We start from the raw sequence: 22753 nt of genomic DNA, 5'->3' as shown, positions 1-22753 counted from the left end.
CTGAACCGGGTGAACTGGGGCAACTATGGCCTAGTGGTGATCGATGAGTCCCATAACTTCCGGAACAACGATGTCTACAAGGACCGCGAGACGCGATACCAGAAGCTGATGAACAAGGTTACCGGCCGCAAGACCGACTGGCATATCGACGAGGCGAAGATCGACATCCTGTTCGACACCTGGTTTGCCGAGCTAGACGACGACAGACTGAACGAGATCAAGAAGCGCGGCCTGCAGATCGAGGATCTGGTCAAGCATCCGCGCCGCATCGCGCTGATTGCCTACGACATCTGGACCCATTTCAAGGCCTATGCCCGGCCTGATGGGTTCAAGGCGCAGATCGTCGCCATCGATCGCGAGGCGGTGATCCTCTACAAGCAGGCGCTGACAACGGTGATTGCCCAGGATCTTGAGGACGCGGGCATGGAGCCCGCCGAGGCGCTGACCCTACCACCCCATTGGCTAGCCCCCATATCGGTTCGATCGTGTCGTACGGCAATTGCCTACTTTGTGATTACGATGACGGAATCGCCAAGCATCGATGGGGATCCTTTAATCTCTATCGCGGGTTCTACGAAGACTATCAAAAGTTTCTGGCTAGGCCTGAAACGATGGCGGAAGCGATATATGGAAATGCTCCGAAAACACTTGTGGTACAGTCGGACCTGAAGCAATTTTATGATCGCGTTCCTTTGATGAAACTTGTCTGATTCATAGAGAGCGGACTAATTTGGAGGTCGGCAATGTCCACGAAGATGACGGAGAAGGATTGGCTGTTGCGCTGGAGGTATTTCGGGCCTCGTTGCCGCGTCGGGGCGACAAGGGGCGTGACGACCGGTTGTTGGAAGCGATCCACTATTTCTCGATCCACAACATCTCTTGGCGAGCGCTGCCGGATCGGTTCGGAAAATGGAACAGCGTCTGGAAACGCTTTGAAAGGCTGAGCAAGGCCGGCGTGTTCGAAACCTTCTTCGAGCACCTTGCGGCGCTATCATCCTCTGCGCATCTGATCCAGATGTTCGATAGCACCGTTTTGCGCGCCCATGTCTTGGCAGCAGGCGCAAAGGGGGCAGAACGGACAGGCGCTCGGCCGTTCGCGCGGCGGCTTCTCCACCAAAATTCACCTCAAGACCGACTTCGACGGCCGTCCGATCGCCTTCGACCTGACCGGCGGCGAAAAAGGATACGCACCTCACTTCGCCATCCTGCTCGGGCTCGGCCCCGATGTCGATCCGCGGGCGGCCGTCCCGACAAGGGTTATGCCAGCAAGGCGAACCGGCAGGCAGCGCTGGCCCGCGGCATTGTCCCCATAATTCCGCGAAAAGCCAACGGAAAGGGCAGGCTGGGCTTCTTCGCAAAGGCCATCTATAAAGGACGCGCACGTGTCGAGCAGGCAGTTGGCAAGCTCAAGCAAGCGTGTCGCCCTACGATGCGAGAAGACGAAGCGTAACTTCGCAGCCATCGTCGCCATCGCTGCGGGTTTCATCTTGGTCAAATCCGTCCACACGGCTTAGGAGACCTGGATTCTCACGTTATTCGATAGCTTAGCGGAGAAGCCTTGAGATTCCCTCTGTTTTCCTTTCGCGAGCGACCGTGGATATCACCTTTGTGCTCTGGCTTTGGGCATCAGTCAACAAGAGGTGGCTATCGGCAATCATTTCCGGTTCCGGCACCAAGGTTGCCGCTTTCAATCATTAAGCGTTCGGACGCCGTCCAGCTCAGATGATATCGTCAGCCGGTCGGGTTTACGCTCCGCCCTAGTGGGTACGAACTGGATGATGACAAGACGATTGTTGACGCAGCTTCGCGCGCTGCGTAGCGGCTTGATAGCCGATGCGCCTCAACGTGTCGTGATGAAAAGACTCTCGAGACCCGGACGCGGGCAGCCGCAACATGGCTGAGCGAGATCGACCAGGTGGGCGTGCTTCAGGCGGATGGCGTTTTTCAACAAGGCGCTGTCTGGAGCAATCTCTCATTGCGAGCCTTCCTGATTTCCGATAATTAGGAAGCATGGGAAACAATGTCGAACTTCTGATCGCGGCAGGCAAAGCGCTTTATGGGAAGCGCTGGCAAAGTCCTGTTGGCCGCGACCTCGAAACGACGGATCGAACGGTCCGGAACTGGCTGGCGAGAGCTCACCCTATTCCGGAGCACGTCCCCGTCAGGCTAGAGGCTCTCCTTAGGAAGCGAAAAATAGAGATTGATGCCGTGCTCCGGCAGATCGGCACGGGCATTGGGGAAAGCAGTAGCGAATGACCTGCGGCGAGTCATACCATGATGCAGCTACAGGACGTCTCGTTTTTGTCGCTCGCGAATCCTGGGGTGGTCATGGTTGATCCCGCAGCTGCGGCCGCCACCGTAAAGCAACTTCTGGAGGCAACCGGCGTGTCAGGTGGTAAGCCGGTGCTGCTCGTGGGCAGCGAGCATGACCGAAGTTCAACTATTGAGGCGCTGGCGACGCTCTCGAATACGTCGTCTATCAATCTGAATATCCATCTGGTTCAGGCCCTTGTCGACGCGAGCGATGCGCGTCTCGATATCGTCTCGACGATCTCGGCGCTTGAACCATCCTCACCGGTCTTGCTGCTAGATCGGATTCAGATTTTGATGCTGCCTCAGCTTATGGTCAAGGCGACCGACGTTTTGTGCCGGGTAGCTCGCCGCCGTTCGGTTTGCGCCTCCTGGCCCGGTCGACTTGATCGTGGGCGCCTTCTCTACGCCGATCCTAATCACCCTGAGTTTCTCGATGAGGATGCGTCCCGTGCGCTCGTCATTGACCTGTCGATCAACGAAAGCGCAGACCAATGAAGTATCGCGATCTCGTCAGCTTCGAGCCAATCGAGTCTGTTATCCAACTGCTTGCTGCCAACAAGGCTGACGAGGGCCGTAGGCTCGTCGCAAGCTACGTCATTTCCGATGCGATGGCCGACCGCATCGCCGACGTGATCTTCCCTCAACTAGGCTTCGATCCCGCTGTCGACCACAAAGGGATCCTCGTCGTCGGCAACTACGGCACCGGCAAGTCGCACCTCATGTCTGTGCTCTCCACTATCGCGGAGGATGCCGAGGTGCTGCCAGAGGTCCGCAACGAGAAGGTGCGCACGGCCGCCGGGCCGATTAGCGGCAGGTTCCAGGTGCTGCGCATCGAGATCTCCAGTCGGATGTCGCTCCGCGATATTCTGGTACAGGAACTAGAAGGCTTCCTCGCCTCCAAAGGCCTCACGTTCAAGTTCCCGCCCGAAGACAAAGTTACGCAAAACAAGACCGCGCTCATCGAGATGATGGACGTCTTTGAGCAGAAATTCTCTGGTCAGGGACTACTCGTGGTCGTAGATGAGATGCTCGACTACCTGCGCTCCCGCAAGGATACTGAGCTCGTCCACGACTTGTCCTTCCTGCGCGAGATCGGCGAGATTGCCAAGAACACCCGCTTCCGCTTCGTTGGTGGCGTGCAGGAGGCGATCTTCGACAGCGCGCGGTTCGCGTCCACCGCGGACAGCCTACGGCGTGTTAAGGATCGTTTCCAGCAGGTGCTGATCGACCGCCAGGACATCGGGTTCGTTGTCGCCGAGCGGCTGCTCCGCAAGGACGAGCATCAGCGCGGGGCCATCCGCAAACACCTGGAGCCGTTCGCTAAATTCTACGGCAGCATGGGTGACAGGCTCGAGCAGTTCGTCCGGCTCTTCCCAGTCCATCCCGACTACCTCGCCATCTTCGAACGGATCGAGTTCGCCGAGAACCGCAACGCCTTGTCGACGCTTTCGGGCACGATGAGGAGGATGCTCGAACAAGACGTGCCCACTGATAGACCAGGCGTCATCACCTATGACAGCTTCTGGACCGATGTGCGGACCAACCCGGCCTTCCGCGCGCAGACCGGCGTGCGCGATGTCGTGCGGATCGCCGAGACCCTGCAGGAGAAGATAGAGACTGCGTTCCCGAAGGGCAAAGCAATGAGCCGCCCGACCGCGCACAGGATCATCGACGGCTTGGCGATCCAGCGCCTGACCACGCCCGACATCCACGTCGCGATGGGGCCGACTTCGGCCGAGCTGCGGGACCAGCTCTTGCTGATGAACCCCATGGCCGCCGACTTCCCCTCGGATGAGCCCGCGCAGGATCTGCTCACGTTCATCGACGCCACGATCGGCGACATCATGAAGGCGGTGAACGGGCAGTTCATCACGCGCGCGACCGGCAGCGACCAGGTGTACATCGATGTCGCCAAGGACGTCGACTATGACGCCGAGATCGACAAGCGCGGCGAGAGCCTTGACGACGAGGACCTCGACAACGCCTATTACCAAGCCGTCGCGCACCTGATGGAGCGGACTGATGAGGCGACGCATCTGCCGGGCCACAAGATCTGGCAGTATCCGCTGGAGTGGTTCGAGCGCAGGGTTCACCGCGACGGCTATTTGTTCTTCGGCTCGCCAAACGACCGACCGACCGCCTATCCGGCACGCGACTTCTACCTCTACTTCGTCCAGCCCTACGACCCGCCAAAGTTCAAGGATGAAGAGAAACCCGACGAGGTGTTCTTGCGCCTCGCCAGCAAAGACGAGGCGCTGACCGCCATCCTACGGCGCTTCTCGTCGGCCGCGGCGTTGGCCGGGCTCAACAGCGGCAACGCCAAGAACGTCTACACGAACAAGGCCGAGGACGCGCTCAAGAGCATGCGCAAGTGGCTGCGCGACCAGCAGACCACCGCCTTCAACGTCACCTATCGGGGCAAGACCCGCACGCTCGGCGAGTGGGCGAAGGGTTTCTCGGTGCGCGAGCGCGCCGGCATCAAGGGCGACGAAACCATCAACTTCCGCGAGTACATCAACGCATCTGCCGGCTTCCTGCTCGCGCCGCACTTCGCCGAGCAGTATCCGCAATATCCGACGTTCGGCACAATAGTGACCGACGCCAACCGGCGAATGCTCTCCACGACCGCCGTGAAGGCGCTGTCCAGCCCGGCGCGGCCGAAGGACGCGGTCATGATCCTTGACGCGTTGAAGCTGTTGGACGGTGACAAGCTCGATCCGCGCCAATCCCCTTACGCTCAGGAGATCACCGCCCGCCTTGCTGCCAAGGGCAGCGGTCAGGTGCTGAACCGAGGGGAGATCTTCGAAGCGACTTCCATGGCGGAGTCATTCGCTCCGGGCCGCTTCGGGCTTGAGCCCGACCTCGTCGCCGTCGTTCTGGCGGCTCTGGTCCATTCGGGCGACGTGGTCGTGTCCGTCGCTGGCAGGAAGGTCGACTCGTCGAACCTCGGCGACGGCTCGACATCCCTCGTCGAGGAGCTGGCGGCCTTCAAGCACGTCGAGGCGCCGAAGGACGTCAACGTGGCGGTCCTGCGCCATCTCTACGAGCTGTTCGGGCTACCGGCCGGCCAGGCTCAGGCGGCGGCCAAGGGTGACGACGCTGCTGTCCGCAATCTTCAGGACGCGCTAGAGAAGGTCATCGCCAGCACCCTAACCTTGGGGACAGGACTCGAGAGCTCGCTCTCCTTCTGGGGTGCCTCAGTCATGTCACCGGAGCAGGTCCAGGACAGCAGGACACGGATCGATGCCACGAGGAAGTTCGCCGAGGCCCACACCGCCTACAACAGCCCCGCGAAGCTGAAGAACCTGCGGACCACGCCCGTCGAGATCGCCGCACGGACCGACGACTTCGCCGGCTACCGCCGCGTTGCATCGCTCGTCAGCCAGATCGAGGCCGTGGCGAAGGACGCGACTTATCTGCAGCAGACCGAAATCGTCCTGCGGGATGATGATCCCTGGCTGGAGAAGGCCCGAAAGGCCCGACACGAGATCGCCGGCCAATTGAGCGACGTGCTGCACGCTACAGCCATGACCGCGGTCCGCACGCGCCTTGCAACGCTCAAGAAGGATTATGTCACCCACTACATATCGCTGCACGCGAAGGCTCGCCTCGGCATGACGGAGAGCAAGACCAAGGGGACGCTGATGAACGATCAGCGACTCAAGACCCTCGAGCAGCTCACCCGTATCCCCATCCTGCCCGGCAACGAGCTGGAGAGCTTCCGCAACACGCTGGCCGACCTGAAGACCTGCTCGGCGCTCGTAGAGAGCGAGCTGGCTGCGCGGGCCACATGCCCGCACTGCTCCTACACGCCAAAGGCCGACCAGCTTCCGCTGACGGCACCGGCGTCGTCGATCCTTGCGACGCTTGATGACAGGCTCGACACCCTGGTGACGGCGTGGACGACCAGGCTGCGCGAAGAACTCGACGATCCGATCATGCTTGCTGAGGGGCTGCAGCTCGTCGAGGACAAGGTTCGCGACCGCATCAAGGCTTTCGCCGCAGGCGGCGACTTGCCGGAACCGCTCGACGGGGATTTCGTGGCCGGGATCCGGGACGCTCTCTCCGACCTTGCTAAGGTGGAGATCACGTCGGCCGACCTTCGCACTGCGCTCACGAGCGGCGGTTCACCGGTCACCGTGGAAGATATCCGGAAGCGCTTCGAGAAACTGCTCGCCGCCGAACTCAAAGGCAAGGACGAGACGAAGGTGCGCTTCGTCATCGTTGAAGGGACTAACTGAAAATGTCAGGTCAAGTGCGTATGGACTTTGAGGCGGCAGCGAAGCCCGTCTCGTGTTTGGGCAAGACATTCGAAAACGAGAACGCTCGTCGTGAGCACTTCCGCGGTTTGCTGCGAGAGCATTTATCTGACCCGCAGTTTCGCGCTACGCCAGGGTTCCCCGAAGGGAGTGATGACGCGATTGTGGAGCTTTCGGACCCTCCATACTACACTGCATGCCCAAACCCATTCATGGCACAGCTAATCGAGGATGCTGCGCCAGACGACGCTAGCCACTATTATAGAACCCCTCTTGCTGTGGATGTGGCTGAGGGTAAGAACGACCCTATATATAATCTTCACAGCTACCACACAAAGGTGCCGCCACGCGCGATAATGCGCTACATCTTGCATTATACAAAGCCAGGTGATTTGGTCCTTGACAGCTTCTGCGGGACGGGGATGACCGGTGTTGCTTCCCAGCTCTGCGGCGATGCCGCAGTCATTAAAGAGCTGGGCTTTGAGGTTGACGCGCAGGGAAACGTCTTCCAGTACGGATCAACCGATCCATGCTCGGAAGTAGGCGCGCGCGTTCCAGTGCTGCTTGACCTGTCGCCGGCTGCGACGTTCATAACTAACGCATACAACACACCGCAGAGCGAGGCGCATTGGGGATCAGTCGAGGCGGATGTTTCGGTTATAGATAGGGACTTAGGCTGGCTCTACCAGACTTTGCATGCAGCAAATGCTGGCACTGCTCAGAAGGCAGCTAAGTTTCTTCGAGAGAATGGTGAAGTGTCAGACGCGTTTGCGTACGGGCGAGTGAATTACATCGTTTGGTCGGACATCTATTCTTGCCCTCAATGCGCTGAGAGCTTTGATTTCTGGACGGTTGCCGTCGATCAGGATGAGGGTAAAGTCAGAGATGAGTTCCCGTGTCCGCAGTGCAAGAAGCACCTTGGCAAAGGCGATCTTGAGCCCGTTAAGACGTGGGCTGCAGCTCCCGGCGGAGGAGAGCCTGTTGCGCGTAAGGCGCAGCGCCCAGTCCTAGTTAACTACACATACGGAAAAAAGCGCTTCACAAAAGAAGCTGACGTATTCGATGAGGAACTCTCCAGTCATGTGGGTCGACTCCGACTGAGTGATTGGGTGCCGACCGATCCCATTTCTCCTGGCGACAAGAGCGTCGAGGCGATTAGAGCCGGGTACAAGACCGTCGACAGCTTCTATACAGCCCGCTCTCTTCAAGTTCTCGCGAGATTGCGCAAGCTAGGCCTCCATTCCTGGCCTCCTTTCAGTGCGCTGACGCCTAGAGCGACTAGAATGCACAGAATAGCTGCGAGCCGCATTGGTGGTGAGAAGAAAGGGGTCGGGGGCGCGACCGTTGGCGTGATCAATGGCACACTCTACATTCCATCCCTGTCGGTCGAGATGAACGTCCTGGATCAGGCAAAAGACCGTGTCAAAAACTTTTCAAGAAGTCTTCATGCCAAGCGCCATGGCTTCATTTCAACCCAGTCGGGGACGCATCTAACGTCCATTCCGAGTTCCTCGATCGACTACATCTTTATCGATCCACCTTTCGGAGCCAATCTCATCTATTCCGACCTGAACCAGCTCTGGGAAGGTTGGCTAGCGGTACATACGGCAAACGAGCATGAGGCGATTGAGAGCGCTCACCAAGAGAAGACGATCAACTCCTATCGGCGACTAATGTCCTCTGCGTTCGGGGAAGCCTTTCGCGTTTTGAAACCAGGCCGTTGGATAACGATCGAGTTCTCAAACACTAGAGCGAGTGTCTGGAACGCTATTCAAGTTGCCCTCCAAGAAGCCGGCTTCGTCGTAGCAAATGTATCCGCTCTGGATAAAAAGCAGGGTAGTTTTAACGCGGTAACAAACCCGACGTCGGTCAAACAGGACCTTGTCATTTCGGCGTACAAACCCAACGGAGGCCTAGAGGAACGATTCGAAAGACGCAGCTCTGACGTTCAGTCGGTTTGGGACTTCGTTTCCACACACCTCAAAAACCTGCCTGTTCTTCGAACAAGGGGGGACCAGATCATCACTGTTCCTGAGCGCGACCCCAGAATTATTTTCGACAGGATGATCGCTTGGTTTGTGTCACATGGAGTGCCAATTCCACTCTCTAGCGGTGACTTTCAGGCCGAGCTTCGTGAGCGCTTCCCGTCGAGGGACGGCATGATCTTTCTGCCTCAGCAAATCGATACGTACGACCGTGCTGCGCTTCAGAAAGGCGGAGCGTCACAGATTGAGTTGTTTGTCAGCGATGAGAAGAGCGCAATCGACTGGTTAGGTGACCTCCTCCGAGCGCGGCCCTCGTCGAGACAAGAAATTACGAACGACTTCACGCAGAAGATCGGTGCTGGATGGCGTAAGCACGAGGCAAAGCCGGAATTGATCGACCTTCTGGAGCAAAACTTCCTGATGTATGATGGCAACGGGCCCGTCCCGGCTCAGGTGCATTCGTATCTTTCATCTAATTGGAAAGACTTGCGCAATCTCGACAAGGAGGATCCTCGTCTAGTGGAAAGGGCTCGAAATCGTTGGTTCGTGCCGGATCCGAATAAGCAACAGGATGTTGAGGCACGCCGCGAAAAGGCGTTGTTACGCGAGTTCGACATCTACAAGGCTTTTAAAGGCAAGAAGATGAAGGAGATCCGGTTAGAGGTGATGCGTGCCGGCTTCAAGGCGGCGTGGGCGGCCAAGGACTACCGCACCATCATCGACGTATCGGCAAAAGTGCCCGACGAGGTGTGGCAGGAGGACGAGCGCCTTATGATGCTGCACAGCATGGCCGAGACGCGACTTGAGGCCGAGCGGTGAGCGCCGTCGCCGCGTCAGGCGCGGCGGTCGCTCAACGCGGCGACTGGCTGTGGCACGATCGCCTTGGCGCCGTGCAGGTGATCGACCGGCTGGATCGCTGGGGCGTGCAGTCGCTCCGAGTGTGGTCACCCGCGTCAGGCACGGTCGCCCAGATCGAGCTGGCCGCGGCCGAGCCAATCGCTGCCCACGCGCCCACGCTGGACACTATCGTGCACCGGGCGGCCGCGGCGCGCGTGCAGGAGGCGCTCGCCACCGAGATCCTGCTCGCTCCTGTGCGCTCAAGCGTCACCCCGCTGCCGCACCAGCTCTATGCGCTGGAGCGCGCCATGGAAAAGGGGCGAGTCCGCCACTTGTTCGCGGACGAGGTCGGGCTGGGCAAGACGATTGAGGCGGGACTCGTCATCCGCGAGCTCAAGCTGCGCGGCCTGGCGAAGCGCGTCCTCGTCGTCGCGCCGAAGGGACTCACTCCGCAGTGGCAGGCGGAGATGCAGCTCCACTTTGGGGAGGCGTTCCGCATCGCCGACCCGAGCGACTTCGACGCGGTCTCCCGCTGGTCGGACGACGACAACGTCTGGCGCGTCGCTGACCAAGTAATCTGCCCCCTCGATAGCGTGAAGCCCCTTGCACGGCGTCGCGGCTGGTCCTTGGAGCGCATCGCGGCCTACAACCAGCGGCGCTTTGAGGACCTGATCACCGCCGCCTGGGACCTGGTGGTCATCGACGAGGCACACCGCCTAGGCGGCAGCACCGACCAGGTGGCCCGCTATAAGCTGGGCGCCGCGCTCGCCGACGCCACGCCCAACCTGCTCCTGCTGTCCGCGACGCCGCATTCGGGGAAGTCGGACCAGTTCCTGCGCCTGATGCAGCTCCTCGACCGCGAAACGTTTCCCGGCGAGGACTGCATCGACCGTGATCGGGTAGCGCCATACGTCGTCAGGACCGAGAAGCGGCTCGCCATCGACAACGAGGGCAATCCGCTTTTCAAGCCCCGGCAGACCCGGCTCGTGACAGTGGACTGGGGGCCGAAACACGACGCCCAGCGACAGTTGTACGAGGCGGTCACCGACTATGTGCGGCATGGCTACAATCAGGCACTGAAGAGCAAGCAGCGCCACATCGGCTTCCTCATGGTTCTCATGCAGCGGCTGGTGACATCGTCCACCGCCGCCATCGCTACAACCCTCGGCCGCCGTCTCCAGGCGCTTGAGGATGCGCCCGCGCAGCTGTCGCTCGCGCCTGACGTCGACGTCGCCGAGATGGCGGACATGGATGGACAGTCGCAGCTCGACGAGCTAGTAGACTGGCCTGGCTGGCGGTCTGAAAAGGCGGAGGTAGCAACCCTTTTGCGTCTTGCGGAGCAGGCGCTCGGAGGAACCGACGCGAAGGTCGAGGCGCTGCTGGAGCACATCTACCGCATCCAGCAGGAGGAGGACGACCTCGACCTGAAAGTGCTCATCTTTACCGAATTCGTCCCCACGCAGGCGATGCTCGCCACGCAGCTCCGCGAGCGCGGCTTCGAGGTCGCGACGCTAAATGGGCAGATGGCGGTGGAGGAGCGCGTGGCCGCCCAAAAGGCGTTCGCCGGAACCGGGCGGGTGCTGATTTCGACGGACGCTGGTGGCGAGGGTCTGAACCTCCAGTTTGCGCACGTCATGTTCAATTACGACATGCCCTGGAACCCAATGCGCATCGAGCAGCGCATCGGCCGCGTCGACCGAATCGGGCAAAAGCACACGGTCCGCGCCACCAACTTCGTCCTCGGCGAGACGGTCGAGCACCGCGTCCGTGAGGTGCTGGAGGCGAAGCTGGAGGCGATCGCCGAGGAGTTCGGCGTCAACAAAGCGGCCGACGTGATGGACTCAGTCGAGGCGGAGGCGATGTTCGACGGCCTCTATATCGACGGGATCCTCTCGCCCGACGCGGTCGAGCAACGCGCCGACGCCAGGCTGGAGGAGCTACGCGCACGGATCGCTGCCGACCGCGAGCGTCACGAGTTCCTCGGTTCCGGCGCCCCGCTCGATCCGGGCGCCGCCCAGAGGTGGCGCCGCCATCCCATCCACTTCTGGGTTGAAAAGGCGGTTACAGCCGGTCTCGCCGACGCCGGAGGCGATGCCCGACGCAATGGTGAATCCTGGCGGATTACTTGGCCCGACGGCTCCACCAACGATCGGGCCTGCTTCGACGCATCCGGTCTCGACGCGGCTCCCGACGCGACTTGGCTGACCCTCGACAATGCTGCCGTCCGTGGCGTGATCGACGACCTTCCCGCAGAACCGCCGGGTCGTCCGATTCCGCGCGTATCTGTGCCACAGTTGCCGGCCGGCGTGGAGGGCGTCTGGTCGCTATGGCGCATCCGGATGAGCACGATACGGGGCGACGATCAGCGATACATGCCGCTCTTCGTTCAAAACGGGCGGGCATTCGCACCCACGGCCCGCAGGCTGTGGGACATGATCGTCACAGGCGAACTCGCGACAGACGGCGACTACGCCATCGACGCGGTAGCCGCCCTGGAGCAGTTCGCCGAAGCGCAGGCCGAGCCGATCTACCTGGAGCTTCGCGACGCACACCTGCAGCAGCTTGAACAGGAACGCCAGCGCGTAGCTGCGGCGTTCGACGCACGCCGACGTGCGATAGGCCGGATAGGGCTCGAGAATGTCCGACGCGCACGGCTGGGGCGCCTTGAGGAGGAGCATGAGCGTCGCATCCGTGAGCTGCAGGACGCGGCGGCGATAATGCCAAGCCTGGAGCCGGTAACGATCGTCGAGGTGCGACCGGCATGACGGCTTGGTCCGACCACATCTTGGCTCCCTTCCAGCGCGAGTTCAGCCATCTGTGGGTCGTCACCGACCCCGACGAGATTCTGCTCACCCCCACGGTTGCCCCAATCCTCGCGAAAAGAGGTTTCGAGCTCGTCACCTATCGTGACCCGCTCGCCTTCCGGCACCGCTACGAAGCCGAGATACGGGACGCGGCTGGAGGCGGCGCCTACATAGTTCACGTCCGTGGTGACGCAAGCACGATCGTGCCTTGGGACGTCCTGAACGAGGCGCGCGTACATGCTCTCTCGATCCCCGAGCTGTTCGGCTCGCTCGACGCGAACGCGGTACGCGCGGTCGGATCAGAACGCTATGACGACCTGTGGCAGATCACGTCGTCGAGACCGAGCATGCCGACGATGGGCACGCGCGCGACGAAAGACTTCCTGGCGGCCAACCTATACCGCGTCGTGCCGGACCTACTCCGGCGCCCCGCCGATCTCTGGGAGCAGGCGTTCGACATCTTCTTCCGCGGCTCGCCCCTTCCGCACCTCATTGCCTGCCATGTGGCAGAGCGGGCCTGTCGGCCGGATAGCATTTCTGTACAGGTAGCGGCATCGATCCTTTCCGACCGAGCGACCTTCATCGACCGCGTCCAACGGGACTGGAACCTTTTCGCACGGGCATCGGCACGCGGCGAGGAGCCGCCCGCCGACATCATTCCCTTCGCGCTGCCGGGCATCCGCGTGAGCCTCGACAGCATGGTGCTGGATGGCACCATCGCGCCTGCGAAAGTCGACCAGGTTCCAGCCTCGACACCGAGCTGGATGCTCGTCGGGATGGTGCCGGACGATGAAGCCGCTCGCACCCTGGCCGAGCAGCGGATCGACTTGTTGCGACAGGACATCCCGAAGGATGGCGCCACACACGGTGACTGGCTGCGGTTCGCGGAACGGCACGCCGAGATCATCGATGCCGGGCGAAGCCTAGTCGCCGACGCCACCAGTCCGGATCCGATGGCCGGGATCGCGCCTGCCATCGACGTCTCCCTGTTCGACTGGCTGGAGAGCAGCTTCGACGGGCTAAGCTTCAACAGCTACGCGACCGCTCCCTCCATCGTGCATCAGATCGCGCCGCACATGGCGCATCGTCGACGGTCCGGTGAGCGGAGGCAGGCGCTGATTGTTGTCGATGGGATCGCGCTCGACCAGTGGCTAATCCTCGAGCGCCGCCTTCGCGTCGACCAGCCGGACCTCCTCATCGACACCCGGTCATGCTTTGCCTGGCTACCGACGGTGACCGGCGTCTCCCGCCAGGCGATCTTCACCGGCGATCAACCACGGGCCTTCGCCAAGACGATCGGTAGCACCTCGCCCGAGCCTGCCGCATGGCGGCGCTTCTGGGTGAACGAGGGGCTCGCCGAGAGCCAGGTGTTCTACGCCAAGGGGCTTGGCCAGCCGGGGTCTTGCGACGAGGTTATCTCCGGCGCGATCGCCGATGGAGTCGAGGTCATCGGGCTCGTCGTGGACACGGTCGACGAGCTTCTCCACGGAGAGCTGTTCGGCAAGCAGGCGCTGGTCGGCCGCATCGAGCACTGGCTCGAACTCGGCGAATGGGATCGGCTCGTCTGCTCGTTGGTCGATGCCGGCTACCGCATCTACGTCACCGCCGACCACGGTAATGTGGACGTCGTCGGCATGGGCCGTCCGTCGGAGGGGAGCGCCGCGGAGGAGCGTGGCGAGCGGGCCCGCATCTACGACAGCGAGGCGCTGCGGCAGAAGTCGTCCGCCACTATCGCCGGTAGCCGGGTTCTGCAGCCGGGTGGTCTGCCGGACACCTACAAGCCGCTGTTCGCCCCGCATGGGCGGGCTTTTATACCCGAGGGCCGCCGAGCAGTCGTGCACGGGGGCACATCCCTGGAGGAAGTCATTGTCCCGTTCGTCAGGGTTTCGAGAAAGGAAAAGACGTGAGCACTGCACCACCTCGAATCGGCATGGATCGCTTCGTCGATGCCCAATGGATGGAGTTAGCGGCGTGCGTCGTGCGTGGCGAAAGGGACTTGAAAGATCTCCACGCGCAACTCGCAGCTGACATCCCAGGACTTCAGGTCCAGCGCAAGGCCGTCGGCATCCTAAATCGGATGTGGTTTCCTGCGGATACAGTCGGTCGGAGTCTGGCGATGGAGGCTGCGATGCTCGTGCGACATAGTAAGCCAGGGACACGCACCGCGGCCTTTGAGGCTGTAGCTATCGGGGCGTATCCGTATTTCCGCGAGGTAGTGGAGAACGTTGGTCGCCTACTTCGTCTCCAAGAAACTTGCTCCGCGGGAGAGGTCCACCGTCGTATGTTCGAGCTGCACGGTAAGCGGACTACGATCGATCAGGCGACCAGCTATGCCTTCAAGACAATGGTGTCTTGGGGCATGATCCAACGTCAAGCCGGCCGAAGACTCTGCCATGCAGCACCGCTGCAGCTTACTCCAGAGGCAAAGAGACTTCTTGATCTTGCTGCCAACAGGTCGCGACACAGCGTTACCCCGCTACAAGTGACTGATCCGCTGCTTTTCGCCTTCAAAAAAGGCTAATTAGATAGCTTTTCAGGAACCTGCGTATTAAACACAGTGGTGGGAAAAATAACAGCCTACCCTAGAAGCGAGTGCCGACGCTGGGCGCAGTGGGAGTCGTGGCTGAACGTCGGCTTTCTCCAGTATCTCAGTCAAAATCGGACAGTCTGCAGTCGGCCCCCATGCGGAAATCATTTCCGCTTTGCGCCCTCCCTCCGTAACCGATGTTCCATACCCACGTTGTCTTTTCTGCCCTGATCTGTGATCGCCTATCCATGGACGAGCAACGGGAGTTTCTCCATGGAGAGTACATTGGAGGTTCTCACGACCAGGAAGTCTGGACGTGAGGTTCACCGGCACTGGCCGGACGAGGTGAAAGCGCAGATCGTTTCGGAGAGTCTTCGGCCCGGAGCGCTGGTAAATGAAGTCGCAGAGCGACATGGCCTGAAGCCGAACCACCTGTCTACCTGGCGAACGATGGCGCGGCAGGGCAAGCTGGTTCTGCCTGCGCCCGAGGATGCCGTAGAATTTGCAGCGGTAATCGTCGATCCACCCGTTGCGGAACCGCTCATCAAGAAAGCCAGCCGTCCCGAGATCATCGTCGGGTCCATCACCATTCGGCTAGAAGAAGGTGCGTCTGCCGCCCGCATCGCCGCTGTCGCGCGTGCCTGCGCGGTTCCGGCATGATCTTTCCGTCCAACCGGGTTCGGATCATGGTGGCCACCAAGCCCGTCGATTTCCGCAAGGGCCACGATGGCTTGGCGGCGCTAGTCAAGAACGAGCTGCACAAAGACCCTTTTACTGGTACGGTCTTCGTATTCCGGTCTCGCAAAGCAGACCGATTGAAGCTGATCTACTGGGATGGCAGCGGATTGGTGATGGCCTACAAGCGGCTGGAAGAACACGCCTTCACCTGGCCCGGCATCAAGGATGGTCTGATGACACTCGGCCACGCACAGTTCGAGGCGTTGTTTGCAGGCCTCGACTGGCGTCGGGTTCGTTCCGTAGAGACGAGGCCGCCGGACACCATCGAATAGATGCGGCACGATGACTCGGGCGGAGGTGGCATGGCAGGCCTTCATAGAACAGTTGTTGCCCCTCTTCGCACAGCATCCGGAACGCGCCGAAGCTGATATCGCTGAATTCTGCAGTTTCGTCGCTGAACGAAAGGCCGATCCCGCCGACCCCGAACGCCGCTCCACGAAACAGGTGCAATTCGACGACCTCACATTGCGGCTTGGATCGATCCACTCGGTCAAGGGTAAGAGTGTCGACGGAATTCTCATCGTTGAGAGCGAGGTATGGAAAGGTAGCAGAGCTGACCAGCAGTGCGTTGATCTCACCACGGTCCTTCCCCTTGCCTTTGGCGTTACTGACCAGCCGTTGACGGGTGTAGGACTAACCGCCGCAACGAACGTCTTCGTAGGTGTAACCAGGCCGCGCGAGTTGCTTGGCCTTGCGCTGCGGAAATCCCATTCGGCGGCAGTCGCGCCGGCAGCGCAAGCGCAGGGATGGAAGGTCATCAATCTAACCATAAAGGTTTAGCGAAATTGACTGCGATCTTTGGATGTTGGCTTGTTAGACATCTGGCGCAAAAGTGGAATCGGATCCCTTGCTGCCGGCTCTCGCTTTCCGGTTTGACCGATCCTCGACGATGTCGTTGACCCCGGCTGTTGCGAAATATGCCTGCTTGCCGCCCGCTTTCATCAGATCGTCGCTCGGCCGCCGCGGCTCATAATAGACGATCCAGTCTCCCCGCGCGGCCTCGACCTGACGCAGATAGTACGCGGGAAATGGTAGCGCTGCTCCGGAAGATCGTCGTAGGTCGGATCGACTTTAGTCGTCAGGACCGCTTTTGACATCGTTGCACCTCTCTGAACTGTCCCGGTGTTACCAGGTCGGCAGGTTTTCGAAAACATGCACACGCGCGCCATACGGTGCGTCCTGTGGTTGCGTTCTGTTACTTGAAGCGAATCGTAGTAAAAATTTCTAGAATTCGCATAGAATACATATTACGAAGTAACAAATAGCGTATATCTTGAGTATTCTTTTGTATAACCTAAGTTCGCAACTTTTGATACACCTTGTTTTACTTTTCAATCCAGCGGATAATTGATCTATCAATTGCGCGGGTGCAGTTGATGCTTTTGCAACATGCAAGGATCTTTGACATGACGAAGAAAACGACCGAAGCGGCATCCGGCCGCTTTGACTACGACGCGCTCAACATCGGTGCGCAGAGCAAGAGAGCGTTGGAAGCGACAGCCTTCAACATCCAGGCTTTGGGACGCCGCTCCACGGAGCAGGCGTTCGAGCTGGGCGACCTGCTGGAGCAGGCGTCCGAACTCGTTGAGCCGGGTACTTTCGAGAAATGGGTATCGCAGCGATGCGACATCTCCTCGAAGACCGCGCGAAACTATCGGTCTGTTGCTCGCAACCTCGCTCCGTACCGTACACGTGCGGTCGAGCTGGCCGTCAGCCCCACGGTTCTTTTTCATCTAGCGTCCGCGCCGGAAGAAAAGGTTCAGGCCGCACTGGCTTTTGCGGAGGAGCATGAGGGCATTCGCGTCAGCGAAGTGAAAGCTCTGCTGGCGGACGGCGCCGAAGAAGCGTCCGAAGAGGTCACAAGAACTGAGCTTGCCGAAGTCGGCGGTCTCTCCGGGCTGCGGGCGCTGATCGATCTCAAGACGAAGAGTGGTGTTGCCGCTTTCGTTGAGAATGCGGCAATGCTTGCCAAGACTGTAGAGGACATTCTCCAAAGCAAACCTCGGGGCAAGCGCCTTCAAAAGAAGGCACTCGTCCCCGTGCTTGAGCCGTTGGGACGAATTGCCAAGCGCAGCCTGGGCAACGTCCTGCTTCTCGACGCACCAGGCGACATCGACGTCCGCAAGCTCTCCGCGACTGAGCTTGCGCCTGGAAGCCGCTGGCACAGAGTGTTCGAGACGCTCGACGATGTGGGTGATCGAGAGGCCTGGCCTGAGGCCAAGGAGCTCGAACCGTGGCTGAGCCAGGAGCTGCTGCCGCTCCTCGATTGGGCAACCTCTCGAACGAAGCAGCCTGAATGGCCGCTTGGGGCCACCGCTGCCTCGAACTCGCCCGACGAGGTGATGCGCAGTGGGTTGGAGGCGCTCGGTGGCGTCGTGCGGGTTGAGGCGCCAAGCCTCGACCCGTCCGAGGACGAGGATGAAGCGGTCCAGGACTACGTGCCGCCGGCGATGTTTACCCGGAGTGGTGGCGCATCTGAGGCCGTCGGTTCCAACGTTCTTTCCTTCGGTTCGACCGAAGGGCTGTCCGGACTGAGGAAGCCAAAGGCGCTTACGCGCAAACCCGCCGAGACGTCGGCGGACTGAACATAAGAAAGGGGCCTTCGGGCCCCTTTCTTGATTCCGGCTGTGCGTTTGGCGCCGTGCTCAGCGCAACCTCATCGCGCTTCACCGCTCGTTTACCATCGCGTGCGGACAGAATCCGGGCGTGAGCCCCAAATTAACCGCGTTCAGGATCTGTTCTCTTTTTGCCGATCGGGCCCTTGAGATCCGCGGCGGGTCCTGCGAAATAACAAAGGCTACATTGATGAAGCAAAGCGGCCCAAGGCAGCGCGCCAACGCTACCAAGGGCCTGACCCTCAAGCCTTCTTGTGAAAGGAATCGGGCTGTGACTATTCATACTGCCAAGACCCCAGCCGGGGAAGTTCTGCGCGCCGCGTCAGCGGCATCCTCCACCATGTCTTTTGCCGCCGGCTCGGCGTCGCGCCGCCTCTTCGGCGAGCGCTTTGCTCTCCAGGCTGAACCGCCGGCACTTCGCCGCCATTCGCATCTGGTGCGCTACCCCGACGTCGAGGCCGACTTCGACACCCTGATCGAGAAGGCGATCGCGGCCATCGCCGACGGCGAGCCGGTTGAGGACGAGATCCTCGGGCACTACGTCAACGTCGCCTCTCTGGTGCGGGCGGTGTCATTTCGCGAGGGCAAGCTGCTAGAGCAGGCCGTCGAGCGGCTGGCCAAGGTCAATCCAGATCTGGTCGTGTTGATGCAGTCGATCAAACTGCCACTGGTGAAGGCCGCGATCGAGGCGGTGGCCGGCAATGACTGGCGCCAGCTCGAGGGCGTGCGGCTTGACTGCGAGGCGCCGGCCAAGGGCTGCTACACGCCCGACCTGATCATCGTGAACCGCGCCAAGCGCGCCGCCTTTGTGCTGGATTTGAAACGGTCGCTCGCGTCCTACGGCGATACCAGCCGGCTCGAGGAGCTGAAGCTCAAGATGCTGGCGTCGGCAATGATCGTGCCGGACTGGCTCTACAAAACGCAGAAGCGGATGATGGTCGAGACGGTGGGCGTTGCGATCATCGATGGCGCCAGCCGTCCAAGCGATCATGCGGCCGGCGTCTGGGCGCTCTCGGAAATCGACGACCTTCTCGAGATCGACGGGGCGGCGACCTGCATGGCGGAACTGCGCCTGCGCTTCGGACGCCGCGTGCAACAGCTTCTCGAGGTCGAGGCGCGCCGAGCGCTCGGTATCCCGGAGACGCCAACGGTGATGTCGGCCCCAGTGCTCGCCGCTGCTGCCTCCACGACGTCGCTCCATGGGCGCCGCTTCGGGACGCTGCGGACAAAGCCCCGTGCCATGGTCTGGGTGGATGCGACGAACGACACCGGAGATCACGGGCCCGGATGCCGTTGCGGCTCCTCTGAAGATCTGAGATTCGACGATGACGATGATGGCCGCGATGATCCGGAAGCGTTGACGGATGACACTGTCTCCTGGCCACCTGAGCACATCCGCATCGGCTTTGCTCGGCGGCTGCTCGACGCCTGAGGCGATCGACCCCGCTCGAAAGAGGCGATAGCTGCGGCGCGTGACGCCGCGGCGGCCTCTTGCCGTTCCCATCATCCTTGAGAAAACGCCGTCCACCGAAGCTGGATCGGCGAGGAGATCTTGCATGTCTGCAGAAATCATGTCCACCCAAGCGCCATCGACATCTGCCCGCCTCAAGCGCGGCAGCTCGAGAGCTTCCAAACCCGATCAGCCTCTTGTGGCTCCGCGTCCGCAGGACGACCCGGCTCTGATCGTTGGCCTCGCGCTCGCGCTTTTTCCGGCAGGGGGCGCCCGACACGCGCGCGTTTCCCTCCGTGGTGCTCGAACCACTCCGCCACCTGGCAGAGTCCGGCGATCCCACTTGCCGGCTCGTTCTCGATTGCCTCAACAGGAGGGCCGGCACCGGTCATCGGACTGTCGCTCATCGGGGCGTGCCGCCGGAAATTGTTTCCAGCAACCCAGCAATGAAGGAGGAATGCTGATGGATCGACTGTCTTCCTTCCTCCTTCGACGTCTCGCCCATGTCGAACGCCGTGCCGTCCGCCGTCTTGCAGTCCGCAACGGCCTGCTGACGATGAGCACCAGCATCGTCGATGGTCACGTCGTCGGCCGATATGTTCCGGCCTTTAATCCCTCCCATCTCACGGGTGATGCCGAGCGGGATCGGCAGTGGGTGCGGGATCATCTTGCGGCATTTCTGATTGAGGGGCCACAGGACGGTCACGGTCGACCTGTTCTCGTTCCGGCCGTGCCGGTGTGGCCCGCGCATCTTGTGCGGCGTCCGGCGAGCGAGGCGGATATCAACCCCGCCACACTTGCCTACGCTGTCCGCGCCGTTGCCGAGGCCGGCTATGCTCCGAGCGTCAAGTCCATGGCTACCCTGCTGCTGCTTGCCGCGGCAATGGAACAATCCGGCGTCACACTGCGCGATCTGGGCAAGGTCCTTCGCCAGTCCGCCCCCGTCTTCTCCGTGGCAGTCCTCGTCGACGGTTTTGAGCGAGCATTGCCGCTGCTCATCGAAGAGAGCGACGTCGTGCCGTACGGGCCATACACCGGCATGGCGGCGGATTTTGCCTTCGACGACGATCTCTGGCGGTGGGTGGACAGCGAGACCAGACGCGTCTTCCTGCAGATCCCGGCTGGCGAGACCAATCGTCCGAGCCGCTCGGCTCTGCGTGGGCAATTGCTGCGGGCGCTTGCGGATGGAACGCCGGTGCTCGCCGTGTCGGAGACGCACCAGGGCGTGCCCGATCAGGTCGATCTGACCTGCGACGTCAGGCTGACGGGCGATGGGATTGATCGTCTGCTCGTCGCCAATCTGCTGGAAGCCATCTATGGCAGCGAGGCGGTCATGCGCCACGATAGTTCCATCGCGAGGTCGATGCGGAGGCCCTGACGCTCGACGATCTCGCCATTGCAATCCGGTCGGGCCGCCCAATCCTGTCGAGCATCGATGCGCTCGTCGGATTGGCTGCGCTGAATCGCGAAGACAAACGGGATCAGAAAGACGAAGACAAGGCGGGCTCTTCGCGTCGGCTGGTCACGCAAAGCCCGAGTGAGCGTAGAGAGCAGACGTCGCGGAATGCCGACAATACCGACGATCGCGCATCATCGACGTCGACCTCCTCATCCAAGGGCAAAGGGAGATCAAAAAGCAAGCCAACCGGCGCCGAGGTGATCCGGCCGAAGCCCGTCGATGATGCATCTGCGCCGGCCGCGCCATCTGTCCTGCGGGTTGAGACGCTGACTGGCTATGGTGCTGCAAAAGACTGGGCGCTCGGCCTGAAAGCCGATATCGCGGATTATCTCGGCGGCGAGCTAGCGTGGTCACAGATGAGCACCAGGCTTCTTTTGTCAGGTCCCCCAGGGACCGGCAAGACGACCTTCGCACGCGCGCTTTGCAACACGCTGCAGGTCCCGCTGGTCGTCACCTCCGTCTCGACCTGGCTGCAAGGCGAATATTTGCATGATGTGCTGGACCGCATGGCAGACACTTTTGCCGAAGCCCGGCGTCAGGCGCCGTGCATCCTTTTCATCGACGAGATCGACGGCATCGGCCAGCGCGCTCCTGCGTCGCGGTCCTATTCCGACTACTGGAATGCCTGCGTCAACAAACTCCTTGAGCTGCTCGACGGCGCCATCAAGACCGACGGCGTCATTGTTGTCGGCGCCACCAACCGGCCGGGCGAAATCGACGAGGCGATCCGCCGCTCGGGACGGCTGGAAACACATATCGAAATCCCGCGACCGGATATTCCGACGCTCGCTGGCATTCTCGCCCATCATCTAGGCAGCGACCTCGATGCCGTCACCGCGTCGGACACCCAGATCGGAGGTCAGCCATGATGGGAAACACCAAAATTGGCGGCGCGATGGACGAGATCGAGATCATCCTGGAGGATGACGGTGAGCGCGGCATCGACAGGCCAGAGACGGCTGAGCTGGACAACCCAGTGCTTCAGGCATTGCGGCGTCTGGCAACACGAGCAATGGGCCTGACTGGCGCCGACATCGAACGGATCGTCCGCGAAGCACGACTCAAGGCGCGACGTGAACAGCGGCGCCTGACCTACGCCGATGTCGAAGCCGGAATTCGTGGTCATCGTCCGCCCGTTCCATACGACGTCCGCTGGCGTTTTGCGATCCATGAGTCCGGTCATGCGGTCGTGCATCACGCTCTGCGTCTCGGATCGATCAAGGGGCTGACGATCGATACCAAGGACGGCGGCCACAATGCGCTGACTTTTGCCACTGGCATTCCGGATACGGAAGATTGGTATGAGCGGCTGCTGGCAATGCTGATGGCTGGCCGCGCGGCTGAACTCATCGTGCTCAAGACCGTCTCCGGAGGCTCTGGCGGCGCCGAAGAGAGCGACCTTGCACGCGCGACTCGCATTGCGCTCGATATGGAGCAGGCGCTCGGTTTCGGTGGCCGCCATCCGCTGCTGTATCTCCAGCACAAGAACCCCACGGCAATTCTCAGCCGCGACGCCGAGCTGGCAGAGCGCGTGCATAGGCGGCTAGAGTTCGCGCAGGCACGGGCAACGGATGTCATCCTCGACAACCGGCAGGCTTTCGACCGGCTGGTGCGCGCGCTTTTCGACGCCCAGGCGCTCGATGGGGCAGCGGTCATGGACATCCTGGTCGCCGACTCGTAAATCCTGAGCGAGGTCTGGAGGACGGGATGTCTGTAACGGTCATCGCACATTGCGACTGGAGTATCGAAGCCAAGAAGCGGTGGAT

Annotated in this window: 15 protein-coding genes and 2 pseudogenes; all 17 read left to right on the top strand. The window is 61.1% G+C overall.

The features are described 5' to 3' along the window. Nucleotides 1–120: 120 nt before the first annotated feature. Nucleotides 121–444, top strand: a pseudogene (locus tag ACS4RS_RS03510) (type I restriction endonuclease subunit R); the annotation flags it as partial. Between the two features lie 325 nt (nucleotides 445–769). Further along, nucleotides 770–1450: a transposase gene (locus ACS4RS_RS03505; RefSeq protein WP_439008696.1), complete on the top strand. Its 681-nt coding sequence runs from the start codon at nucleotides 770–772 to the stop codon at nucleotides 1448–1450. Nucleotides 1451–2274: 824 nt separating this feature from the next. Next, the gene (gene brxF, locus ACS4RS_RS03500) at nucleotides 2275–2808 is read left to right on the top strand and encodes a BREX-3 system P-loop-containing protein BrxF (protein ID WP_439008697.1); all 534 of its coding nucleotides are present in this window, start codon (nucleotides 2275–2277) and stop codon (nucleotides 2806–2808) included. Next, complete coding sequence (locus tag ACS4RS_RS03495) at nucleotides 2805–6554, top strand: DUF6079 family protein (RefSeq protein WP_439008698.1); 3750 nt, start codon at nucleotides 2805–2807, stop codon at nucleotides 6552–6554. The genes brxF and ACS4RS_RS03495 overlap by 4 nt, the downstream gene beginning before the upstream one ends. A gap of 2 nt (nucleotides 6555–6556) precedes the next feature. Continuing rightward, nucleotides 6557–6964, top strand: a pseudogene (locus ACS4RS_RS03490) (hypothetical protein); the annotation flags it as partial. A 30-nt stretch (nucleotides 6965–6994) separates the two neighbouring features. Beyond that, nucleotides 6995–9376 (top strand): DNA methyltransferase, encoded by a 2382-nt coding sequence (locus tag ACS4RS_RS03485; protein ID WP_449313988.1) that lies wholly within the window; start codon nucleotides 6995–6997, stop codon nucleotides 9374–9376. Continuing rightward, nucleotides 9373–12159 carry a DEAD/DEAH box helicase gene (locus tag ACS4RS_RS03480; RefSeq protein ID WP_449313878.1) on the top strand — a complete coding sequence of 929 codons (2787 nt, stop codon included), beginning with the start codon at nucleotides 9373–9375 and terminating at the stop codon, nucleotides 12157–12159. The genes ACS4RS_RS03485 and ACS4RS_RS03480 overlap by 4 nt, the downstream gene beginning before the upstream one ends. Next, a complete protein-coding gene (gene pglZ, locus ACS4RS_RS03475) occupies nucleotides 12156–14105 on the top strand; it encodes a BREX-3 system phosphatase PglZ (RefSeq protein WP_439008701.1) in 1950 nt (649 codons plus the stop codon). The genes ACS4RS_RS03480 and pglZ overlap by 4 nt, the downstream gene beginning before the upstream one ends. Continuing rightward, nucleotides 14102–14719 carry a hypothetical protein gene (locus ACS4RS_RS03470; protein WP_439008702.1) on the top strand — a complete coding sequence of 206 codons (618 nt, stop codon included), beginning with the start codon at nucleotides 14102–14104 and terminating at the stop codon, nucleotides 14717–14719. Before pglZ ends, ACS4RS_RS03470 begins: the two co-directional genes overlap by 4 nt. A gap of 279 nt (nucleotides 14720–14998) precedes the next feature. Continuing rightward, a complete protein-coding gene (tnpA, locus tag ACS4RS_RS03465) occupies nucleotides 14999–15385 on the top strand; it encodes an IS66-like element accessory protein TnpA (RefSeq protein WP_439008703.1) in 387 nt (128 codons plus the stop codon). Next, complete coding sequence (gene tnpB, locus ACS4RS_RS03460; protein ID WP_439008704.1) at nucleotides 15382–15735, top strand: IS66 family insertion sequence element accessory protein TnpB; 354 nt, start codon at nucleotides 15382–15384, stop codon at nucleotides 15733–15735. The genes tnpA and tnpB overlap by 4 nt, the downstream gene beginning before the upstream one ends. A 10-nt stretch (nucleotides 15736–15745) precedes the next feature. Next, complete coding sequence (locus tag ACS4RS_RS03455) at nucleotides 15746–16243, top strand: hypothetical protein (protein ID WP_439008705.1); 498 nt, start codon at nucleotides 15746–15748, stop codon at nucleotides 16241–16243. A gap of 626 nt (nucleotides 16244–16869) precedes the next feature. Beyond that, nucleotides 16870–18048, top strand: coding sequence for a hypothetical protein (locus tag ACS4RS_RS03450; RefSeq protein ID WP_449313877.1), 1179 nt, complete (start codon nucleotides 16870–16872; stop codon nucleotides 18046–18048). Between the two features lie 370 nt (nucleotides 18049–18418). Next, nucleotides 18419–19510 carry a hypothetical protein gene (locus ACS4RS_RS03445; RefSeq protein WP_449313876.1) on the top strand — a complete coding sequence of 364 codons (1092 nt, stop codon included), beginning with the start codon at nucleotides 18419–18421 and terminating at the stop codon, nucleotides 19508–19510. A gap of 481 nt (nucleotides 19511–19991) precedes the next feature. Further along, nucleotides 19992–20906 (top strand): hypothetical protein, encoded by a 915-nt coding sequence (locus ACS4RS_RS03440; protein ID WP_439008709.1) that lies wholly within the window; start codon nucleotides 19992–19994, stop codon nucleotides 20904–20906. A gap of 71 nt (nucleotides 20907–20977) precedes the next feature. Continuing rightward, on the top strand, nucleotides 20978–21856 hold the full coding sequence (locus ACS4RS_RS03435; RefSeq protein WP_439008710.1) for an AAA family ATPase: 879 nt from the start codon (nucleotides 20978–20980) through the stop codon (nucleotides 21854–21856). A 26-nt stretch (nucleotides 21857–21882) separates the two neighbouring features. Further along, nucleotides 21883–22668, top strand: coding sequence for an ATP-dependent Zn protease (locus tag ACS4RS_RS03430; RefSeq protein ID WP_439008711.1), 786 nt, complete (start codon nucleotides 21883–21885; stop codon nucleotides 22666–22668). Nucleotides 22669–22753 lie beyond the last annotated feature (85 nt).

Origin of the sequence: Rhizobium sp. F40D2 (assembly GCF_051810745.2) — a bacterium.
Taxonomy (GTDB): Bacteria; Pseudomonadota; Alphaproteobacteria; order Rhizobiales; family Rhizobiaceae; genus Rhizobium.
The sequence above is the reverse complement of the archived record's forward strand: the minus strand, read 5'-3'. Positions and strand labels throughout refer to the sequence as shown.